The sequence below is a fragment of the Ruegeria sp. YTSC106 genome (genome assembly GCF_059609765.1).
In genome coordinates, this window is sequence record NZ_JBXWMI010000012.1 from 112,573 (window position 1) to 134,137 (window position 21,565).

General features: G+C 59.6%; 12 protein-coding genes. 6 read left to right on the forward strand and 6 right to left on the reverse strand.

The features are described 5' to 3' along the window. Positions 1-15 precede the first annotated feature (15 nt). The 3 genes from AC2FEB_RS16655 to yaaA all read left to right on the forward strand — a co-directional run bounded on the left by AC2FEB_RS16655 (position 16) and on the right by yaaA (position 3,225). A complete protein-coding gene (locus AC2FEB_RS16655) occupies positions 16-303 on the forward strand; it encodes a YggT family protein (RefSeq protein WP_117871642.1) in 288 nt (95 codons plus the stop codon). A 78-nt stretch (positions 304-381) separates the two neighbouring features. After that, complete coding sequence (gene recQ, locus AC2FEB_RS16660; protein ID WP_496674530.1) at positions 382-2,421, forward strand: DNA helicase RecQ; 2,040 nt, start codon at positions 382-384, stop codon at positions 2,419-2,421. Positions 2,422-2,454: 33 nt separating this feature from the next. Beyond that, on the forward strand, positions 2,455-3,225 hold the full coding sequence (gene yaaA, locus AC2FEB_RS16665) for a peroxide stress protein YaaA (protein ID WP_496674527.1): 771 nt from the start codon (positions 2,455-2,457) through the stop codon (positions 3,223-3,225). A gap of 93 nt (positions 3,226-3,318) precedes the next feature. Here the strand turns inward: yaaA and AC2FEB_RS16670 are convergent, their stop codons facing one another. Continuing rightward, a complete protein-coding gene (locus AC2FEB_RS16670) occupies positions 3,319-5,577 on the reverse strand; it encodes a response regulator (RefSeq protein WP_496884223.1) in 2,259 nt (752 codons plus the stop codon). A gap of 116 nt (positions 5,578-5,693) precedes the next feature. Between AC2FEB_RS16670 and AC2FEB_RS16675 the strand changes: the two genes are divergently transcribed. Then, positions 5,694-11,120: an alpha-2-macroglobulin family protein gene (locus tag AC2FEB_RS16675; protein ID WP_496884224.1), complete on the forward strand. Its 5,427-nt coding sequence runs from the start codon at positions 5,694-5,696 to the stop codon at positions 11,118-11,120. A 36-nt stretch (positions 11,121-11,156) separates the two neighbouring features. Beyond that, a complete protein-coding gene (pbpC, locus tag AC2FEB_RS16680; RefSeq protein ID WP_496674518.1) occupies positions 11,157-13,193 on the forward strand; it encodes a penicillin-binding protein 1C in 2,037 nt (678 codons plus the stop codon). On the opposite strand, the gene AC2FEB_RS16685 is transcribed toward pbpC, so the two are convergent. From AC2FEB_RS16685 to AC2FEB_RS16700, 4 genes are read right to left on the reverse strand one after another with little or no spacing between them, the layout of a single operon-like run. Further along, positions 13,190-15,232, reverse strand: coding sequence for a hypothetical protein (locus tag AC2FEB_RS16685; RefSeq protein WP_496674515.1), 2,043 nt, complete (start codon positions 15,230-15,232; stop codon positions 13,190-13,192). The genes pbpC and AC2FEB_RS16685 overlap by 4 nt on opposite strands. Continuing rightward, positions 15,229-17,991 carry a DUF4159 domain-containing protein gene (locus AC2FEB_RS16690; protein ID WP_496674512.1) on the reverse strand — a complete coding sequence of 921 codons (2,763 nt, stop codon included), beginning with the start codon at positions 17,989-17,991 and terminating at the stop codon, positions 15,229-15,231. Before AC2FEB_RS16690 ends, AC2FEB_RS16685 begins: the two co-directional genes overlap by 4 nt. Continuing rightward, entirely contained in the window at positions 17,988-18,863 is an 876-nt protein-coding gene (locus AC2FEB_RS16695) for a DUF58 domain-containing protein (RefSeq protein ID WP_496674509.1), read from the reverse strand. The genes AC2FEB_RS16690 and AC2FEB_RS16695 overlap by 4 nt, the downstream gene beginning before the upstream one ends. After that, positions 18,860-19,867, reverse strand: a complete 1,008-nt coding sequence (locus AC2FEB_RS16700; protein ID WP_496674506.1) for an AAA family ATPase — start codon at positions 19,865-19,867, stop codon at positions 18,860-18,862. Before AC2FEB_RS16700 ends, AC2FEB_RS16695 begins: the two co-directional genes overlap by 4 nt. Before the next feature lie 64 nt (positions 19,868-19,931). Between AC2FEB_RS16700 and AC2FEB_RS16705 the strand changes: the two genes are divergently transcribed. Continuing rightward, on the forward strand, positions 19,932-20,507 hold the full coding sequence (locus AC2FEB_RS16705) for a DUF1285 domain-containing protein (protein WP_496884225.1): 576 nt from the start codon (positions 19,932-19,934) through the stop codon (positions 20,505-20,507). On the opposite strand, the gene AC2FEB_RS16710 is transcribed toward AC2FEB_RS16705, so the two are convergent. After that, positions 20,490-21,440 (reverse strand): DMT family transporter, encoded by a 951-nt coding sequence (locus AC2FEB_RS16710; protein ID WP_299899648.1) that lies wholly within the window; start codon positions 21,438-21,440, stop codon positions 20,490-20,492. The genes AC2FEB_RS16705 and AC2FEB_RS16710 overlap by 18 nt on opposite strands. Between the last annotated feature and the right edge of the window lie 125 nt (positions 21,441-21,565).

A 21,565-nucleotide genomic window follows, 5' to 3' on the forward strand; every position in this document is an offset into this window, starting at 1 on the left:
GAGAACGGAGAACCCATGCTGTCGCTGATCCAAATCCTGCTGCTGATCCTGGACATTGTCTGGTTCATCATCCTGGCCCATGTGATCATGAGCTGGCTGATCAACTTTCAGGTGCTTAACCTGCACCAACAGCTGGTTGCCCAAATCTGGTACGGACTGAACCGTATTCTAGAGCCTATTTATGGCCCGATCCGCCGTATTCTGCCCAATATGGGTGGGCTCGACCTAACACCTCTGGTCGTACTGATCGGTGTGTATGCCCTGCGGATCATCCTGATCAACAATGCGGTCTATTTCTACTGACCTCTTGTTCACCGATTCTTAGTATGTGATTGTCCTGTCCCAAGAGCAGATAAACCTTATAACAGGGCACCCCCGCACATGTTCGACGCCGCACCCCTGCTGCGAGATGTCTTTGGATTCGACGATTTCCGCCCCGGGCAGGAAGAGATCGTCGATGCCGTGACCGCGGGCGAAAACGTGCTGGCCATCATGCCTACCGGGGGTGGCAAATCCCTTTGTTTTCAACTGCCTGCCCTATTGCGCGACGGGGTGACCGTGGTGATCTCTCCACTGATCGCCCTGATGCGCGATCAAGTGCGCGGGTTGCAGGAAGCCGGTGTTGAGGCCGGCGCCCTAACATCTGGCAACTCCCCTGAAGAAACAGATGCCGTTTGGGAAGCGCTGGAGGCCGGACGGCTCAAGCTGCTTTACATGGCGCCAGAACGTCTGGCTGCGGGTTCGGCGCTGGGGATGCTGCGCAGGATCAATGTCAGTCTTATTGCAGTGGACGAGGCCCATTGTGTCAGCCAATGGGGACACGATTTTCGCCCTGATTATTTGCGGATCGGAGAGCTGCGGCGCGCCTTGGACGTGCCGCTGGCCTCTTTCACAGCGACAGCAGACGCCGAAACGCAGGACGAGATTGTCGAAAAACTGTTCGACGGCACCGAACCCCGCAAGTTTCTGCGCGGGTTCGACCGGCCCAACATCCATCTGGCCTTTGCTGCCAAGGACGGACCGCGCAAGCAGATTCTGGATTTCGCTGAGGCACGCAAAGGACAATCCGGCATCGTCTATTGTGGCACAAGGAACAAGACCGAAGTGCTGGCGCAAGCCTTGCGCGCAGAAGGTCACACCGCCTGCCACTATCACGGGGGTATGGAGGCCGAAGATCGCCGCATCGTCGAAAGCCGTTTCGCGCGCGAGGACGGGCTGATCGTGGTTGCCACAGTTGCCTTTGGGATGGGCATCGACAAACCGGATATCAGGTGGGTCGCCCATGCCGACCTGCCGAAATCGATCGAGGCGTATTATCAGGAGATAGGGCGCGCTGGGCGTGACGGTGGCCCCGCTGAAACCCTGACCCTGTTCGGACCCGACGATATCCGTCTGCGCCGCTCTCAGATTGACGAGGGTCTTGCTCCGCCCGAGCGCCGCATGGCCGATCATGCCCGGTTGAATTCTCTACTGGGGTTGGCCGAGGCGCTGGAATGCCGCCGCCAGACACTGTTGGGCTATTTCGGAGAACAGGCGGTAGCGTGTGGGAAGTGCGACCTGTGCGACACACCACCTGAGATATTTGATGGCACAACGCCTGTCCGAATGGCCTTGTCTGCGATCCTTCGCACTGATGAGTGGTTTGGCAGCGGTCATCTGATCGACATTCTTCTGGGGAACGAGACTGACAAGATCCGCGCGCGCCGTCATGATGGTTTGTCCACCTGGGGCATCGGCAAAGAATGGTCGCGCGCCCAATGGCAGGCCATCTTCCGCCAGATGATGGGTCACGATCTGGTGCGTCCCGATCCCGAACGTCACGGCGCCTTGCGGATGACCGAAGCCGCCAAACCAATTCTGAAGGGAGAGGCACGGATCAACTTGCGCAAGGACACACTGCGCAAGGCAAACCGCCGCCCCGCCGTGAGAGCCATGGTCTCCGATGAAGATGCGCCATTGCTTTCTGCTCTCAAGGCGAAAAGACGCGCTTTGGCAGAATCCGCGCGGGTCCCGGCCTATGTTATTTTTCCGGATCGTACCCTGATTGAAATGGCGGAAAAACGCCCCATGACACTGGACGACATGGCACGTATTGGTGGTGTTGGCGCAAAGAAGCTGGAACGCTATGGCGATACCTTTCTTGAGGTGATCGCTGGCACAGCGGAAACCGTTCATCCGGCGCGACGCAAGCTGGCCGGACGCGATCAGGGCGAAATTTATGACCGCTTGCTCGAAGTACAGTCTCAATTGTCCCGCGGGCCAGACGGGATAGACAAGCCGCTGACCTGCTCGGCCTCACAACTGGCGAAGGTGGCTCAGATGCGCCCTGACGACCTGCGCGGGATTGAACAGGTGCTGGGCGACCGACGTCACGAAAGGTTTGGCACCGCCTTTCTGGACGTGTTGCGTGGGGCGGGCTAGATACGCCAGAGCAGGTAAGAAAAGAGGGCAGGTATGCTGGTAGTGATTTCTCCGGCCAAGCGGCTGGACTGGGCAGAGCGGGACGTTGAAGTCACACAGCCCGATTTTCAGGATGATGCGATCAGACTGTCCAAAACCGCACGCAATCTGACCCTTGGCGATCTGAAAAAGCTGATGGATCTAAGCGATGATCTGGCACGTCTGAATCGCGATCGCTATCGTGCTTTTTCGGACATGCCAGACGCCAAGGCAACGCGCCCGGCCGCGCTGGCCTTTGCAGGTGACACCTATCAGGGTCTGGAAGCAGCTTCGCTCGGTCCTGACGAATTGGCATGGGCACAGGATCATCTGCGCATCCTCTCGGGCCTGTATGGCGTTTTGCGGCCACTTGATGCGATACAGCCCTACAGACTGGAGATGGGCAGCAAGCTAAAAACCCGGCGCGGCAAGAACCTTTATGAATATTGGCGCGACCAGTTGAGCAAGGCCCTGAACGCACAATGCGACAAGATCGGCAGCGACGTTCTGATCAACTGCGCCAGTCAGGAGTATTTCGGTGCCGTGGACCCGCACGCTTTGAAACTGCGCGTCGTCACTCCTGTGTTCATGGAAGACAAGAACGACACTCCGAAGATCGTGAGTTTCTTTGCCAAAAAGGCGCGTGGTGCAATGGCGCGCTATGTCATTCAACACCGCCTGACTGACCCGAAAGCTCTGCTGGATTTCGATACGGGCGGATACGCGTATCGTGCTGACCTGTCGGAAGAGGACAAACCTGTCTTTGTTCGACCCAATTCGGCCTGAGACCCTGACAGCTTGATCGATAACTCTTACAGCTACGGTTTTGGACTGCGGGTCTGAGCGAGGGGCCAGCCCCTCGCGCTCCGCGGGATATTTTCAGCCAGATGAAGCAGAATCCTGTTTGCGGTCACACATGGGTGAATGCTCCTGGACGAGGTGATTGTCCATAACATTGCTTACCCCGTCTGGTTGGTGTTGCAGGATCATTTGATGAATATGATTTTTGCGCAGAGGTTTCGTCATGTAGTAATCCAACCCCGCTGACAAGATGCCCTGGTCGTCACCGGCCATTGCATGAGCCGTCAAGGCAACGATCGGGACATGACCCCCTGTTTCGACCTCAATCCTGCGGATTTCAGTAGTGGCCTGTTTGCCGTCCATCTTCGGCATGGAAATATCCATGAAGATCAAGTCTGGGTCAAACTCCTGAAAGATCTCAACGGCTTCAATCCCATTGGAGGCAAATCGCAAATCTATTTGCAGGTCTTGGACCATCTTTTTCAGGATCAGCTGATTGGTATGATTGTCTTCGGCCGCAAGTATCTTCATGCGCCTTGTTTCCAATACCTTGGTTTCTTCTTTGTCAGAGACGGAACTTTGCTGCGTAGAACGACATTTTGGCGGCGAATTACCCCTGAGAGCCACGAGCCTGGAATACAACTCGGCCCTGGGGATCGGCTTCTGCAACACACCGTTGATCAGGTCGCGGGCCGGGTGCGTGTGGATCAGAGATGGATTTGCAGACATCACGATGACCGAGGCATCGCCCCACCCACGGTCTTTAAGGGTGATGGCCAGGTCCAATCCATCCATATCTGGCAGATCATGATCGCACAGGACAAGTTCAATTGCGTCATGCATTTCTGCCAGCGCCTCGGCTCCTGACGCGCAAACCGTCACTTCGGCCCCTAAACGGCCAAGTTGTTTCGCCAGAATGGCCCGGTTTACGGCCAGATCCTCGACCACCATGACGTGTTTCACGCAATCCGACAGTTTCGGAGGTTCCGGCTGTGGGCCTTCTGCCGTGGGCAGCGACACCCTGAACCCGAAACAGGATCCCCGACCCGGTTCGCTTTCAATCCAGACCGAACCGCCCATCATGGTGATTAGGCGCCTGCTGATGGCAAGACCCAACCCGGTACCTTCAAATTGACGATTGCGTTCATCTTCGACCTGATTGAACTCACCAAAAACGTGGTTGATCTTGTCCGCGTCTATGCCGATGCCGGTATTTTCGATGGCAACATGGATGTCGCATGTCTGAGCCTGGGAATGCGGAACGCCTGTCACACGGACCAGTACATGCCCTTCCTTGGTGAATTTGACCGCGTTGCCCACCAGGTTGGTCAGAACCTGCCGTATTCGGCCGGGATCTCCTACAAAAAGGGTGGGCAGGAAAAGGTCGTAATCCACAAGCAAGGTGAGCCCCTTGTCGCGTACGCTGGGTTGCAACAGCATCGCGACCTCAAGGATGCAGCGCTCCAGATCGAAGGGTTCAGGGTGTAGAACCAGTTTGTCCGCCTCGATCTTGGAATAATCAAGCACGTCGTTGATGATAACCAACATTGCCTCACCCGAGTTGCGGATCGTGTTGACATAGAGCCGCTGTTCTTCGTCCAGAGGAGATTCATCAAGCAATTCGGTCATACCGACGATACCATTCATCGGCGTGCGGATTTCGTGGCTCATATTGGCGAGAAAGGCTGATTTGGCCCTGTTGGCCGCTTCCGCCCGTTGGCGGGCAGCCTTCAATTCTGTTTCGTGCCGGACCGACGCGGTGATGTTGAGTGCCAGGCTGACCACGTCACCGCCGCTGCCACGCTGATCGATCAGGCGGATGAAGTGGCCGTTCCACAGTTGCATGACGATTGGAGGTGGACTGGAACGATTCCAGCGGGCCTGCATTCTGGCCTGCCATTCCTCGGCAGTTTCGTCGCCAATGTCTACAATTCCTTCGGTGGTCAGCAATTGCAGAATCCGCTGATAGGAAATCCCCGGTGCGACTTCATCCAGGCCTTCAAAAACACTTAGATATGCTGCATTTGCGCTGATAAGCCTGCTGTCGCCATCAAAGAAAGCAAACCCGTCCTGAATGGTCTGGATCGAATGCCACAGGCGGCGTTCAGCAATCTCGATCTTGGCATGGGCGACTGTAAGATCGGATTTGACCTTTTCGTTTTCACCGCGGACAGTTTCAACTTCGGCCTGAGTTTCACCAATACGCCTGGTCAGTGCCATGGCGTGTTGGCCCAGTTTTCGATTTGCAGTCGAAAGTTCGGCCTGTTTCAAGGCAAGCATTCGTTCTGCTGCCAGACGCGCACGCCGTTCCTGTGCCAGTTTGTTCGCAAGACTCATTATGATCGATTCCGGGACGTTCGGATTTCAGCATCGCGACAGAGAATGAAAAACTGTTTAAGCCGTTGCGCTACAGGCGCGCGCCATGCAAGGCTGAGCCCAAAGAGGAGGGCACCATGCGCCGCTTTGTTTATATTTCAATAACTTACATAATTTTTCTTCTGAACCTTACTGCTGCGGTTCTGGCGCAGAGTGCGGTGCCTGAATTCCGCTATGTCGCCTCTCGGGACACGGATTTCTATGGCTCGGATCTGGATGCCTTGTTCGACACCGATTTGAAGTCCTGCATTCAGGCCTGCTCGGCCAACGCGCAATGTACGGCGTTCACCTATAATACCCGGTCCGATGCCTGCTTTCCCAAAAGTGGCGTGAGCCGCCAAGAGACCTATCAAGGGGCTCTGTCTGCGCAAAAGGTGCCAGGCACTGAAAAGTCTCTAACCCTGGGAAAAACACAGGCTGAAGCATTGAGCGCCCTGAGTTCTGACGATCTTGGTCGCGCAACAAAACAAGCCCGAGATTTGGGGTTCCTGCACCCGGCAGGAGGGTACGATCTGCAAGCCGTTCTGGATGCCGCGCGCGACGCGGGCAGTGTCACGCAGGCGATGCAGTGGACGGGTGTCGCCGTATCGCTCAGCGACACCCCGGATCTTTGGGTGGAATATGCGCGCCTGCTGCTGGCCATGAACCCTTCGGGTTGGAACGAGCGGCGCGATCTGCGCAATCGCGCGCTGAATGCGGCGATCAATGGCTATCTGCGTGCCGATGCTTCCGGCTCCCAGATCGCTGCCCTGATGATACTTGCAGAAGCCTTGGAAGAGGTTGAGCGCGGGCGCGACATGATCCCTGTTCTTCGGTTGGCCGAGCAGGTGCAACCGCGGGAAGACGTATTGGCCGCCTTGGACAACGCCATCGGTAAATATGGCTTCCGCGTGGTCGACAGCTCGGTCGAAAGCGATGCGGCTGCCCCTAGGATTTGTATTGAGTTCTCGGAACCTCTGGTCAAGGCTGGGGTTGATTATGATCCCTTCGTTCAGCGTGACGCTGACGGGCTGGTCGTGCAGGCCGATGACAGCCAGCTCTGCGTCGATGGGGTTGCGCATGGCCTGCGCTATCGCCTGACATTGCGCGAAAGCTTGCCTGCCGCCTCGGGCGAAGCACTGAACCGCAGCATTGAACTGACCCATTATGTTCGCGACCGGGCACCTTCGGTTCGGTTTCCCGGGCGCAGCTATGTCCTTCCGAATTCTGCGGATGCGGCCTTGCCTGTCGAAACGGTCAATGTGACAGAACTTGACCTGACCCTGCGGCGGGTCAGTGACCGGAACCTTTTGCGTGCCGTGCAACAGGATTTTTTCGGCCGTCCGCTCAGTGAATGGCAGGAAGAAGAATTCTCGGACGAGATTGCTCAGGACATCTGGACGGGTACTGCCGAGGTTTCCAACCAGTTGAACCAGACCATGACGGCACGTCTTCCCATGGCCGAAGCGTTCTTTGATCAACCTGCGGGTATCTATGCATTGACCGCCCGCGTTCCGGGAGCCGATCCCTATGACGATCCCGGCGCAACGCAATGGTTTGTTCTTTCTGATCTGGGGATCAGCACCGCCCTGGGCGCAGACGGGCTGCACGTGACCGTGCGCGGGCTAAGCGATGCAGTACCGCGCGAAGGTGTCGAAGTTTCGCTGGTCTCAGAGGCGAACGCTGTCATCGCGACGGCGCGGACCGATGAAACCGGCTATGTAAGCTTCGATCCGGGCCTGACGCGCGGAAAAGGGGCCAGTGCGCCTGCTCTGGTGACGGCGGCAAGTGATGACAGCGATTTCAGCTTTCTCTCGCTGACCGATCCTGCCTTTGACCTATCGGATCGCGGCGTTGAAGGGCGCGCGCCGGCGGGGCCGGTCGATGTCTTTCTGACCACCGACCGAGGTGCTTATCGGGCTGGAGAGGTGATCCATGTCACTGCCCTGTCCCGCGATGGTAAGGCGCTGGCCATTGAGGGCCTGCCTCTGACTGCAATCCTGTATCGCCCGGACGGGGTGGAATACCGCCGGTCTGTCTCGGATGGCGGCGTTGCCGGGGGTCATGTCTTTGCCCTGCCTGTGGCCGCAGACGTGCCGCGTGGCGCATGGAAGATTGAAATCAAATCCGATCCCAAGGGCGATACACTGGCGCGTCAGACCGTGCTCGTCGAGGATTTCCTGCCCGAACGTATCGATTTTGACCTGACCCTGCCCGACGCACCCTTGCGCCCCGGCGATAGTCCACCACTCTCGATCGACGCGCGCTATCTGTTTGGTGTGCCGGGGTCTGACCTGAGCATCGATGGGCAGGTCATCGCGCGCCCGGCGGACACGGTTCCGGGCTACGGAGGTTATCGCTTTGGTCGCTATGATGCAGAGACCTCGATCAAGAGCACATATTTCGGTGACATGCACACAGACACGGCGGGTCAAGCAACTGTGGCGGTCGAAGTCCCTGCATTAGAGACTGAAGGAAAGCCGATCGAGGTCGAGATCATCGCCCGACTGGCCGATGGCTCGGGCCGCCCGGTTGAGCGTCGCCTGACCGCGCCTGTCTTGCCGCCGCACCCTGTTATTGGCGTCAAGCCCCTGTTCGACGAGGTCATCCCGGAAGGCACGGAGGCTGCGTTTGAGATTGTCGGCCTTTCCCCTGACCTGACGCCCAGCCCGATGCGTCTGCGCTGGACGCTGAACAAGGTCGAAACGCGCTTTCAATGGTATCAGCTGTACGGCAACTGGAATTGGGAACCAACTACGCGCCGCAGCCGTGTCGCCACTGGCGAAGTGGACGTCTCTACCGACCCTCTGACGCTGACACAGCCGGTGAAATGGGGGCGCTATGAACTGGTGGTGCAGCGTGTCGATGGGACGTATGCAGAAACCGCTATCGATTTCCATGCGGGCTGGTATCAGGCAGCCGATGCATCGACCACGCCGGACCGGCTTGAAATGTCGTTGGATCGCGACAGCTATCGCATCGGGGATACGGCGCAGTTGCGGATTGTACCGCGAATGGCCGGTGTCGCTCAGATTGAAGTCCTTTCGAACCGTCTGGTCCATCGCCAAATGGTTGAAGTGCCGGAAGGTGAAACTCTGATACCCATTGAGGTAACGAAGGATTGGGGCGCAGGGGCTTATGTCACCGCAACCGTGATCCGCCCAATGGATGTTGCAGCCGGTCAGAACCCGGCGCGGGCGATGGGTGTGGCCCATGCCAGCATCGATCCAGAGGACCACAAACTCTCCGTAACTGTCGATGTGCCCGAGGTCATCGCACCACGTCAGACGCAAAAAGCCCGTATCAGGGTCGAAAACGCCGCAGACAATGATCCGGTCTGGCTGACCCTGGCCGCTGTCGATGTGGGCATTCTGAACCTCACCGGGTTCGAAAGCCCGGACCCGCAAGGATACTATTTCGGGCAGCGTCGTCTGGGCGTTGATCTGCGGGATGTCTACGGGCGACTGATCGACGGCATGACCGGAGCCATGGGCACAGTGCGCTCGGGCGGCGACAGTGACAACGGGATGCGTCGCCAGTCTCCGCCGCCGACGCAAGACCTGATGGCCGTGTTCAGTGGCCCGGTCGAGATCGGTGCGGATGGTGAGGTTGAGATCGACATTCCCCTTCCCGCCTTCAACGGAACCGTCCGCCTGATGGCCGTCGCGTGGTCGCACAAAGCCGTCGGCCAGGCCGAAGCCGAAATGATCGTCCGCGACCCTGTGGTCGTCACCGCCAGCCTTCCGCGCTTCCTTGCCCCAGGCGATCAAAGCCGAATGCGTCTTGAGATCGTCCATGCGGATGGCACGCCCGGAGAAATGGCACTTGGCCTGACCGCCTCCAACGGTTTGGAACTGGGCGCGGCACCAGCCAGCTTTGTGCTGGAGGACGGTGGCAAGGCGGTTTTCGAGATCCCGATCACGGCCAGCGCCGTCGGCGATCCTGAAATCAGCGTGTCGATCACCACGCCTGATGGGCGCGACCTGTCGCAAACCCTGCGGATGCCGGTGCGCGCCAATGATCCGGTGATTGCGCAGACGCGGCGTTTTGCCTTGGGCGCAGGCGACAGCTTCCTGTTTTCACAGGATGTGTTTGACGGGTTCCAGCCGGGCTCGGCCAAGGCCATTCTGTCCGCCGGAGCATTGGCAAAATTCGACACACCCGGACTGCTGGATCAGCTGAACCGTTACCCCTATGGCTGCACCGAACAGATCACCAGCAAAGCGCTGCCGTTGCTGTACCTGTCATCCGTTGCGCAAGCCTCGGGGCTGGGGGATGGTCCGGTGGTGGATCAGCGCATCGGCGATTCGATCCGCAGCATCCTGACCCGTCAGGCCGCGAACGGAGCCTTTGGCCTGTGGCGCGCAGGCAGCGGGGATTTCTGGCTGGACGCCTATGTGACCGACTTCCTGTCCCGTGCCCGCACTCAGGGACATCCCGTGCCAGACCGGGCTTTCGCTCAGGCAATGGATAACCTTCGGAACAGGGTCAATTATGCACCAGATTTTGACGAAGGCGGTCAGGACATCGCCTATGCCCTGATGGTTCTTGCACGGGAAGGCGCGGCCTCGATGGGCGATCTGCGCTATTACGCTGATGTTAAAGGGGATGCCTTCGACACCCCTCTGGCGGCGGCACAACTGGGCGCAGCTCTGGCCTCTTACGGCGACCAGACCCGTGCGGATTCGATGTTCAACCGTGCCGCGCTAATGCTGGATCGGCAACAGAACCAGCAACAGAACGTCTGGCGCGCTGACTACGGCACCTACCTGCGGGATGCGGCCGGTCTGTTGACCCTTGCCGTGGGCGCAGGTAGCGAGGCGATTGACCGCGATGCTTTGATCCAACGGGTGAGCACAGGCCGCACGCCGCTGTCTACTCAGGAGGCCACGTGGTCGTTGCTGGCGGCGCACGAGCTTGTGTCTGACACAACGGAATCGGGCTTGATGGTCAACGGCGCGCCGGTTTCTGGTCCGTTTGTGAAGGTTCTGCAATCCGGACAGGCGGATGATATCAACATCATGGCCGCCGACGGTCAGGCGACGGATATCACCTTGACGATCACGGGCATTCCGGAATCTCCGCCGGAGGCGGGCGGCACCGGCTACGCGATCGAACGGCAGTACTACTCGATGGATGGCGATTTGATCGACGCAAACAGCTTTGCCGTGGGTGACCGGTTCGTCACAGTACTGCAAGTAACACCGTTCGAAAGCGGCGGAGCACGGTTGATGGTGGACGATCCGCTATCCGCCGGGATCGAGATCGACAACCCGAGCCTGCTCCGCTCGGGCGATGTGCGGGCACTCGACTGGCTGGACCTGTCCGACGCTACCCATACCGAGTTCCGTTCGGACCGGTTCCTGGCCGCCGTTGATTTGTCCGGTCGTGAGAGGGTAACGCTGGCCTACGTGGCGCGCGCCGTAACGCCGGGCGTGTTCCATCATCCTGCAGCCTCGGTCGAAGATATGTACCGCCCGCAGAACCGCGCGCGTACGTCGACCAGGCAGGTTGAGGTTCAGTGATCAGCCTTGCACCATACCACTGCTTGGATGGCTGTCATGCCTAGGCGGTCGCGGCTTTTGTTTGCGCTGGCCGGAGCACTCTACCTGACGGCACTGGCGCGGGATGGTGTTGACCGCTGGGTCGACGCCACAACCCTCCCTCCCGTTCTGGCTGAAACTTCGGTCGAGATGCGAGACCGGAATGGCGACCTTCTGCGTGCATTTCCAGTCGAGGATGGCATCTGGCGACTACGGCCCGGCGCAGTCGATCCGAAATTCATCGCCATGCTGATCCGGTACGAGGATAAACGGTTCTGGACCCACGCCGGAGTGGACCCCATCGCGATGCTGCGGGCCGCTGGGCAAAGCCTGTGGAACGGGCGTAACGTGTCGGGTGGGTCCACCCTGACCATGCAGGTGGCACGGTTGATCGAAGATGGCCCGACCGGGCGCTGGAGCGGAAAATTTCGCCAGATCAGAGTCGCATTGGCGTTGGAGCGGCGCCTTAGCAAACAGCAAATCCTGAACCTTTATCTGACCCATGCCCCTTATGGTGGTAATCTGGAAGGACTCCGCGCCGGCACCCGCGCGTGGTTTGGAAAGGACGCCGCCCGGCTGACCCCTGCACAGACAGCCCTGTTGGTTGCGTTGCCGCAATCTCCGGAAGCGCAGCGTCCGGATCGTAACCCAGAGGCCGCCCGAGAAGCGCGTGACCGGGTGCTGCGCAGGCTTGAAGGCCATAACGTCCTGACCGGTGTTGAAGCGCGCGTGGCTTTGACCGAAGCTCTTCCGGATCGGATGAATTCGTTTCCGCGCCTTGCACCACATCTGACTGACCGTGTGGCGCGGCAAGCACCCGCGACCCGAGCCTTCGACCTGACGCTGGATGCCGGATTGCAGGCCCGGCTGGAAACCTTGGTGGCCCAGGCCGTCACCCGTGTCGGACCGCGCGTTTCCGGGGCCCTGATCGTGGCCGATCATCGCAGCGGCGAGGTTCTGGCATCGGTCGGATCTGCCGGGTATCAAGATGCGCGTCAGGGGTTCGTGGATATGACCCGGGCCGTACGGTCTCCCGGATCGACCCTGAAACCTCTGGTCTACGGGCTGGCCTTCGATCAGGGGCTGGCCCATCCCGAGACCTTGATCAGCGACAGCCCCGTCATGTTCGGTCGGTACGCGCCGCGCAATTTTGATGGCGCATTCCGTGGAGATGTCCGGGTGCGGGATGCATTGCAATTGTCGCTGAACATCCCCGTTGTGCGGCTGACGAATGAACTGGGGCCCGCTCGTGTGATGACGGCATTGCGGTTGGCCGGCTCGGAACCGCGTCTGAATGGTGGCACACCCGGATTGGCGATTTCTTTGGGCGGCGTGGGGTTGAGCCTGCACGATCTGGTTCAGGTTTACGCCACTCTGGCGGCTGGTGGCACAGGCCCGATCCTGTTTCACGATACGCTTGCGGAGGCGCGGCAAACTCAGCGCGTTCTGTCAGAAACCTCTGCCTGGCAGGTTGCGGACATTCTGGCCGGGGTTTCGCCACCGGCGGGCAATGCAACAGGGTCGCTTGCCTACAAAACCGGCACATCTTATGGCCACCGCGATGCCTGGGCCATCGGCTTTGACGGGCGGCACGTCATCGGGATCTGGCTGGGACGGGCTGATGGAACGCCTGTTCCCGGTGCATTTGGGGGCGATCTTGCCGCGCCGCTTCTGGCCGAGGCTTTCAACCTGTTGAAACCCGACCTCACGCCCCTGCGTCCACCGCCGCCCTCGACCCTGCTTGTCGGCGCTGCCCAATTGCCGCAACCTTTGCAGCGATTTCGCCCCCGCACAAAAGCTTTCGAAGATGATCCTTCCGCGCCGGACTTGCTGTTTCCTCCCAATAACGCTGTGTTAGAGACATTCGGAGCACCTTTGACGGTCAAACTGCGTGGCGGCGTCGGACCGTTTTCCGTACTGGCAGATGGAGTACCCTTGCTGACCGGGCAGCGGCAAAGAGAGTTCAAAATCCCCAATCCGGGGGCCGGTTTCACCTCACTTGTCGTGGTGGATTCTCAAGGTCAGTCCGACAGGGTCGCAATCAGGATCGATTAGCGCCGCCCCTCACGCAGCCAACCTCCCAACAGGAAACCACCTGCCAACAGCAAAACCAGCCAAGGAGGCAGCAGCCCCGCTTGGGTCACATCCCTTGTCTCGTAGGCATCGCGAGGCGTCAGACCGATCCAGCCCCGACCGGCCGCTGGACGCCCGGCGCGCACGTTTCGGATCGACGGCAATCCATCTTCCAGCCGGATCACGCCGCCACGCATATTGGCCAGAACCGGTTCAAGGATATCCCCTGTAGCGATGGTGCGTTCAAATTCCTTCGGCGCGGCGGGGCCAAGGCCAATCACGGCCGTGTGGTCGCCTTCCTGCAAACGATAAAGACCAATCTCGGGCCCATAGTATAACGCTTCGAACCGCCCCGGAGAGACCTCTTGCAAAGTGATTTCCAGCGTTTCGCCGTTCGGGCGCGTCACAGTCACCGGACCCACGTCATCCCCAAGCGTCTGTCGAATGATGCGCATGGATTGTCCGTTGGCTTCGGCCCACAGCGCCTCTTCCTCAAGTTCGGGTTCCTTCATCATCCAATGGGCCAACCTGCGCAAAAGCTCCAGTTGTGGGCCGCCACCTTCAAAGCCGCGACTCCACAGCCAGGCATGGTCCGAAGCCAGCATTGCAACACGCCCTTTGCCCACGCGATCCAGAACCAGCAAGGGGCGTTCGTCAATGCCTGTCATCAGTACCTCGCCCGAGCGATGGTTCACATCAATCTGGCGCAACCAGGCGCCCCAATCCGCGGGATCGCCAAGATTTGTTGTCACCGGATGGCGCTGACCTAACTCGCTGACCATCGGCACATAACGTTCCTCAAAGACACGCGCGGAAGGTTGAGCAGGCAATATCGGTGCCAGCGGCGACCGGAAAATGCTATCTGCACTTGCGAAATCGGGACCAGCAGCAATCAGAACTGCGCCGCCATCGTTGATATAGTTGGTGACATTGTCCAGGTAGATCGCCGGCAGGATGCCCCGCCGCTTGTAGCGGTCGAAGATGATCAGGTCGAAATCGTTGATCTTTTCCAGAAACAGTTCACGCGTTGGGAAAGCGATGAGTGACAGTTCATCGACGGGCACGCCGTCCTGTTTCTCGGGCGGACGCAGGATGGTGAAGTGCACCAGGTCTACGGAACTGTCGGATTTCAGCAGGTTACGCCATGTGCGCCCACCGGGATGCGGCTCACCCGAGACCAGCAACACGCGCAGGCGATCCCGAACGCCGTTCATCTGGATCAGCGCGGTATTGTTGCGGTCGGTCAACTCACCATCGGCCTGAGGCACGGAAAACTGGATCACATTGCGCCCGCCATGCGGCAGAGTGACAGGCAGTTCTACGTCCCGACCGATTGGAATACTCAGCTGCTGCGGCTCGCCACCATCCACGGAAATCTCCAGCGGCGCTGTCGCGGCACCCGCGGGGGCTGCTCCGCTGTCTTCAACGCGCAGGGTCAAAGTCACTGATTCTCCGATGATGGCAAAGGCAGGTGCATTTCGGACGATAAGCCTGCGATCCCAGTCGTCTGCACGCCCGGTTTGCAGAAGATGCATCGGCGCTGGCAATTCCGGGGCCTGATCAGCGTCATGCACAAGCCCATCCGATACCACCAGAATGCCTGCGATGCGCGCGCGCGGTTCTTCGGCCAGAGCTTCATTCAGGGCAGCCATGACCTGCGTGCCCTCATCCCCCTCACCGTCGCCGACCCGAATGCGGCGCAGTTCCGTATTATCTCGTGCCTCAATCTCAGCGGCCAGTTCTTCGGCGGCCTGGGCAGTTTGCCGGGCCCGGTCCGAAAGTGTCTGGCTGGCACTTTCATCCTCGATCATCAAAACGATATCGGTCAGCCGAGCACGGTCTTCGATCTGATAGACCGGACCGGACAGTGCAGCGATGACAACCAAAGCTGCCAATCCCCGCAGGGCCCAGCCCGACAAGCCGCGCCACAAGGCCAGACCTACTCCAACAGCGGCAACCGCCCCCACAGCAGCCAAAAACGGCCACGGAATCAGTGGGTCGAATATGACGGTTCCGGTCATTGTCCCAACCTGTCCAAAAGTGCGGGCACATGGACCTGATCGGATTTGTAGTTCCCGGTCAGAACGTGCATCACAAGATTTACGCCAAACCGATTTGCCAGTTCGCGTTGCCGTTCCCCGGCATAGCCGCGACCTACAGGCAACAGGGCTTGTCCGTTACGATCCACGGCCCAGGCCCCGGCCCAGTCATTGCCGCCGATAACCACCGGTGTCACATTGTCATTGAGGTTGCGGAAAGGCATCCCCTCGATCTGTTCTGCATCCCCGGGCGCAGCTTCGACCCAAACCTCGGTACCGGAATAGCGACCCGGGAAATCCTGAAGTAAATAGAATGTTCTGGTCAGGACATGATCGCGGGGAATCGGCTCTAATGCAGGGATATTCAGCGGTCCGGCCAGTTGTTGCAACCTGCGGCCATTCGGGCTGGATGCGCCAAAACCGGCGATGTCCGCATCACGCGTGTCAAACAGGATCATCCCACCCGAGCGCAAATATGCGTTCAGTTTGATATACGCCTCAGCCGAAGGTTGCGGCTGGTTCGGTGTAATGGGCCAATAAAGCAGCGGAAAGAATGCCAGCTCGTCTCGTTCCAGATCAACGCCGATTGGGTCCGCCGGTTCGACGGAAGTGCGAAAGAACAGGGTTTGCGCCAAGCCCCGCATTCCGGCCTCGGCAATGTCGTCCACCTGCGCGTCACCCGTCAGCACATGCGCCAGCACAAGTTCTTGCGTTGCCGCCAAGGCGAACTCGGTATCTTCGGGCGTCTGCGCCTGTACTTCCGGCACCAGCAGAAAAGCTGCCAGCGCCGCAGCTGTCGTTCGGGCCAGACCCAACCTGCCCGACAGAGCCAGAGAGGCAATTACGTCAACCGTCAGCAAGATCAGTGCGAGGCTGAGCAACAGGCCACCAAGCGGGGTTTCCGTGCTGACCTCCTGCCCTTTGATCGGCACATTGGCGGGCCAGATCACCGGGCGCAGCTCGGTTTCTTCCGAAACCACGTTCAATGCCAGCTTCTGTTTGCCGCTTTCATAGAGACCCGGACGCAACTCTGGCCCGATCTGGCCCGAGATCAGCTGAACCCCATCCACACCTGCCAGCGTTCCAGCATCCGACAAGGCTCCAAACCCGTCCATGATCTGAACCGGTTCCCACGTGGTGCCCTGCAACTGCGCTTCTTGCCGCGATTTGGCTGCTGAGGACACGGCCAAACGATCCAGCATCTCGACGAACAGGCCTGACAGCGGCAGGCTGGACCATTCGGCATCCGCAGTTACGTGAAACAGCACTACCTGCCCAAGCCCCAGTGCCTTGCGCGTCACCAACGGCGTCCCGTCGGACAGCGAAGCAATCACGCGATCCGCAAGATTAGGGTCTGGTTGGGCCATGACTTGTGTCGAGACAACCACGTCATTCGGGATAGCCAAGCCGTAAAAAGGAGAGTTCTCAGGGAATGGAGCCAGCGTCTTGGCTTCACCCCAGCTCATCGCGCCGCCGACGGATCGCCCACCGCTGCGCAGCCGTGCCGGTAACAGGGTGTCTTCGGTGTCCCGCCCCAGATCGCTGGCCGCCATGCGCGGACCGGCAAAACGCAGCAGCAGGCCGCCCTGTTCGACCCATTCGATCAACGCGGCCTTTTCCGGTTCCGACATCTGCGCCACGTCCGACAGGACGATCACATCCGGGTTGGCGGGCAGAACCTCAAGCAGGCCGCCATCGACAAAATCCGCGGTCGGGATCAGGACCTGTGTCAGGTAATGCAGAGGCGACAACAGCTCCAGCCCTTCACGGTTGAGGGTTCCGGCAATCAGTGCGACCTCGCGCCGACGCAGACTGTCATCGGTCAGGGTCACGGCCCCGGCGGACCTTTGGCCCTGAATCTCAAACCGCGTGATACGGGCGCGCAACTCCGACGGCAGTGCCAGATCGACCTGCGCCGTGGTTTCGCCGGCTTCAAGGGTCAGCTCAACAGAATGCAACACCCGGGCCGTTCCCGCCGGATCACGTCCTTGCGCCAAAACCGTCACACGGTCTTCCGGTCCGGGGCCTGCACGCTGTACGGTCAATTGGATCAGCCCGTCCTGATAGGCCGCTGGCAGGATCGCAACGGGCCGAGACGCCGCCTGATAGACCGTCACTTCGCCGCGCGCCTGCAAGCTTGAAACCAGTTCAGCGTGGTTTGAATAGTTCAACCGGTCACTGAACCAATGGGTATCAAACCCGCCCTCAACGGCGTTCAACGCGGCAATGGTCTGAGCAATCTGATCCGCATTCGGCTGCCAGGGGTGTGGGGTCAGTCCGGGTAAACGCCCCTGCCATGCCTCTGCGGCCTGAAAAACAGGTGTTTCCGGCTCTGTCAGGCGCAGAATCGCAATAGTTCGGCCCGCGCGCCCGGCTTCGGACAATTGTGTTTCTATCTGGTCCAGTGTCGCCGGCCAGCGCGTGGCACCGGCCCAACTGGCATCCAGAACCAGCAGAAGAGGCCCGGTTCCGGTTTCATCCCGAGATGGGTTCAGGACCGGCCCTGCCAGCCCGAAAATGATCGCAGCAGCAGCTAACATCCGCAGCAGCAGCAACCACCACGGGGTGCGGTCCGAAACGCTTTCGTCATCCTTCAGGCCCAACAAAAGCGTTACCGCCGGGAACATCCGGCGGATCGGCGCGGGCGGTACGGCCCGCAGGATGAGCCACAGGATCGGCAGGGTCAGAAGACCCAGCAAAACCCAGGGCGCGGTAAAGCCGATGCCCGCCAGAACCGTCATCGCGTTCCCCCGTCCAGCGCACGATAGAGCCACAGCAGAGCCGCTTGCGCACTATCACCGGTATGATGCAGGCCCAGTTGCCAGCCCGTCGCTCGGCATAACTGCGTCAGCGCGTCCTTGCGGCGCGCGAGGCGGTCCAGATAACGGTCCCGTAACTCTGCGGCCTTAAGCGTTTCATGTCGGACAGAACCGCCAACGCTTTCGAAAACGGTGCGGCCACGGTAGGGAAACGACTCTTCGCTCGGGTCCAGCACCTGCAGAACCACGCCGCGCACGCCACGGTCGGCAGCTTTGGTCAGGGCCAGTTCGACTTCGTCCATGGGACCAAGAAAATCAGAGATGAACACGGCGCTGGCATGAGGGATCATGGCACGGTGTTCAGGCGGGGCGTAATCCGTTTGATCATCCTCGCACCAGGCCTGCGCCAGCCGGATGATCTGCGCATTGCCGCGCCGGGGCGGCAAGGTCGTGCCTGTCAGGCCGACACGTTCACCGCCGCGCACCAGAAGGATCGAGGTCGCCAGCCCCAGCAGGCGGGCGCGATCCGCCTTGGTGGGCAAGGTTATGTCGGACGCAAACCGCATCGAAGCCCCCTGATCGACCCAAAGCATCACGGATTGCGCTATCTGCCACTCCCGTTCACGTACAAATTGCTGATCCCCACGAGCCGAGCGGCGATGATCTATCATGCGACGGCTATCGCCGATCTGGGCCGGGCGGTATTGCCAGAAATCATCCCCCATACCGGACCGCCGTCGACCGTGGTCGCCCAGCAAAACGGTACCTGCCAAATGCTCTGCCCGCGCCAACAGGGGCGGCAGCCGTGATGCCTCGGCTTCAGATCTTTCACGAAGGGTCAGCGCGGCATTCACGCCGCTGCCTCGGTCCGGATCAGTCCAACAGCGGTCGAGTCGATCAGATCAGCGAGACTGTCACCGCGCGCCCGTGCCGCAAAGTTCAGTGCCATCCGATGGCTGAGCACCGGGCGCGCCATGTCCAGAACATCTTCGGCATTGGGTGCCAGACGTCCCTGCAAAATCGCACGCGCCCGCACCGTCATCATCAGCGCCTGCGCTGCACGAGGGCCCGGGCCCCAGGCCACGGTTTCGGCAACCCGCTCGGATACTCCTGTTTCTTCAGGACGGAAGGCTCGGACCAGATCAAGGATCAGTTCAACGACGGATTCTCCGACCGGCATCCTACGCAACAGGACCTGCGCAGCCAGCAACTCTTCCTTGCTGAAAATCTGATGCGCTTCCTCTTCTTCAACCCCGGTTGTGGCCAGCAGAATATCCCGCTCGGTCTGACGGTCGGGGTATTCGACATCGATCTGCACCAGAAATCGGTCAAGCTGAGCTTCGGGCAGCGGATAGGTGCCCTCCTGTTCAATCGGGTTTTGCGTTGCCAGCACATGGAACGGTGTACCCAATGAACGATCCTCACCCGCTACGGTCACTGTACGTTCCTGCATCGCCTGCAACAGCGCCGACTGGGTCCGTGGACTTGCCCGGTTGATCTCGTCCGCCATCAACAGCTGACAGAAGATCGGGCCGGGAATGAAACGGAAATGGCGGCTGCCATCGTCGGCAGTATCCAACACCTCAGAGCCCAGAATATCGGCGGGCATCAGGTCGGGCGTGAACTGAATGCGGTTGCCATGCAGGCCCATCACCGTTGACAGAGTCTCGACCAGACGCGTTTTGCCCAACCCCGGCAGACCGATCAGAAGGGCGTGGCCGCCACACAAAAGCGCGGTCAGAGTCAGGTCCACGACCCTCTCCTGCCCGATGAAGCGGCGGGTGATCGAGGCCTTGGCCTCTTGCAGCTTGTTTTCCAGCGCTTCGATCTCGGCTACGAGGTCGGCAGGTTCGGTCATGACTTTCCCTTCCGTGGAGTAATATGATTGAAGTGTATCGCGCTGAGAGGAAATGGCAAAAGCAATGAGCGGACAAAAACCTGTGAAACCCTCGCCTGATGGTCTGGCGGCATCAGTCAAAGCGGTCAAAGCCAAAGGTTTACCGCCCGTTCACCTCTGGAATCCTCCGTTTTGCGGCGATCTGGACATCAAGATCGCAAAAGATGGCACTTGGAGTTATTTAGGCTCACCCATCAACCGTTTCGAGCTTGTGAAGCTTTTTTCCTCAATTCTTAAGAAGGAGGAGGGCAAATACTACCTCGTAACGCCTGTCGAGAAGGTGGGAATCACTGTCGAAGACGCGCCGTTTGTTGCTGTGGATTTCGACCGGGACGGGGATGGCAAGAACCAGTCTCTGACCTTCACAACCCATGTCGGCGACAGGGCCGTGGCCGGAGTTGACCATCCAATCCGGATTGTTATTGACCCGGAAACGGAAGAACCCTCACCCTACATATTGATCCGCGCCAACCTCGAAGCCCGCATAGATCGCAAAAGCTTCTACCGCCTCGTCGAGATCGGAACGCATCATGACGGCTGGTTTGGTGTTTGGTCAGGCGGGCAGTTCTTTGGCCTGATCCCCTCAGCCGACCTGAGCTGACCGGGGCGCGCGATCCTGTGCCAGCACGACAGCCAATGCAACAACGCCCGCACCCAGCGCCCGGGTCCAGTTCCACTCGTCCCCTATCATCAGCATGATCAACATGACGTAGAACGGGGCAACATTGATGTGAAAAGAGGCCAATGCAACGCCCAGCTTGCCGACGGAGGTGATGAAAAATACCTGGCTGAGGCCCATGGAAATGAGCGCATAGATCATCAACATGCCTGCCTGTTGCACATCAAATGCAGTTGCAGGCTTCACTTCCATGCCAAATTGCGCCGATCCGAATATCAGCAGCGACGCCATAGCCAGTCCTCCGACAAAGGTGATCGTCGTACGCCCGGTCTGGCTGAGCTCGGGGAAGTCCCGGGCGGTTGCCATGCTCGCCCAGCAAAACAGCACCGTCGACACAACCGCACAGGCCGCGCCCAGGCCCAACTGTGCCGGAGCCAGAGCGCTGGTGGCGATCAGCCCGCCGACAATCGACACAAGTACGCCCAGCGCAAAGTTCCACTTCAACCGGCGTGTGCCAGCAGCCAATTCAAGCAATGTGGCCACCAAGGGCGCGCAAGAGACGATGATTGCCACCGTCACCGGGTCGGTCAGCTTTTGCGCTATGATCAGCAGGAACATTCCCAACCCAATCCCAAAGCCACCGACGATCATTGCATGACCCCAGCGGGCCGAAACAACCCGGTGCGGTCCGTCCATGATCACCCAGACCGGCACCATCACCAATACGGCCAGCGCCAGTCGCGCGGCCAACAAGGCAACGGGCGGCCATGTTTGCAACAGCACTTCGGCCGCCGGAAACCCGGCCGCCCAGGTCAGCATCGAGGCCACGGCCAACCCGTTGCCCGACAAGGCAGAATACTGCCCCGCGGACGCAGAAAGGCTGTTCCCGCGTACGGGGTCTGGGCTCATCGCCATCGTTTCGAACCTTCTATTGGCACGGCGCCGGAAAAATGATTCGCCGTGATACCAAAAGCGTTTCCGATTTCATTGGTTCGATCTGGTCGAATTTCGACAAACTGTCGTTTTCTGTCACTTTCACA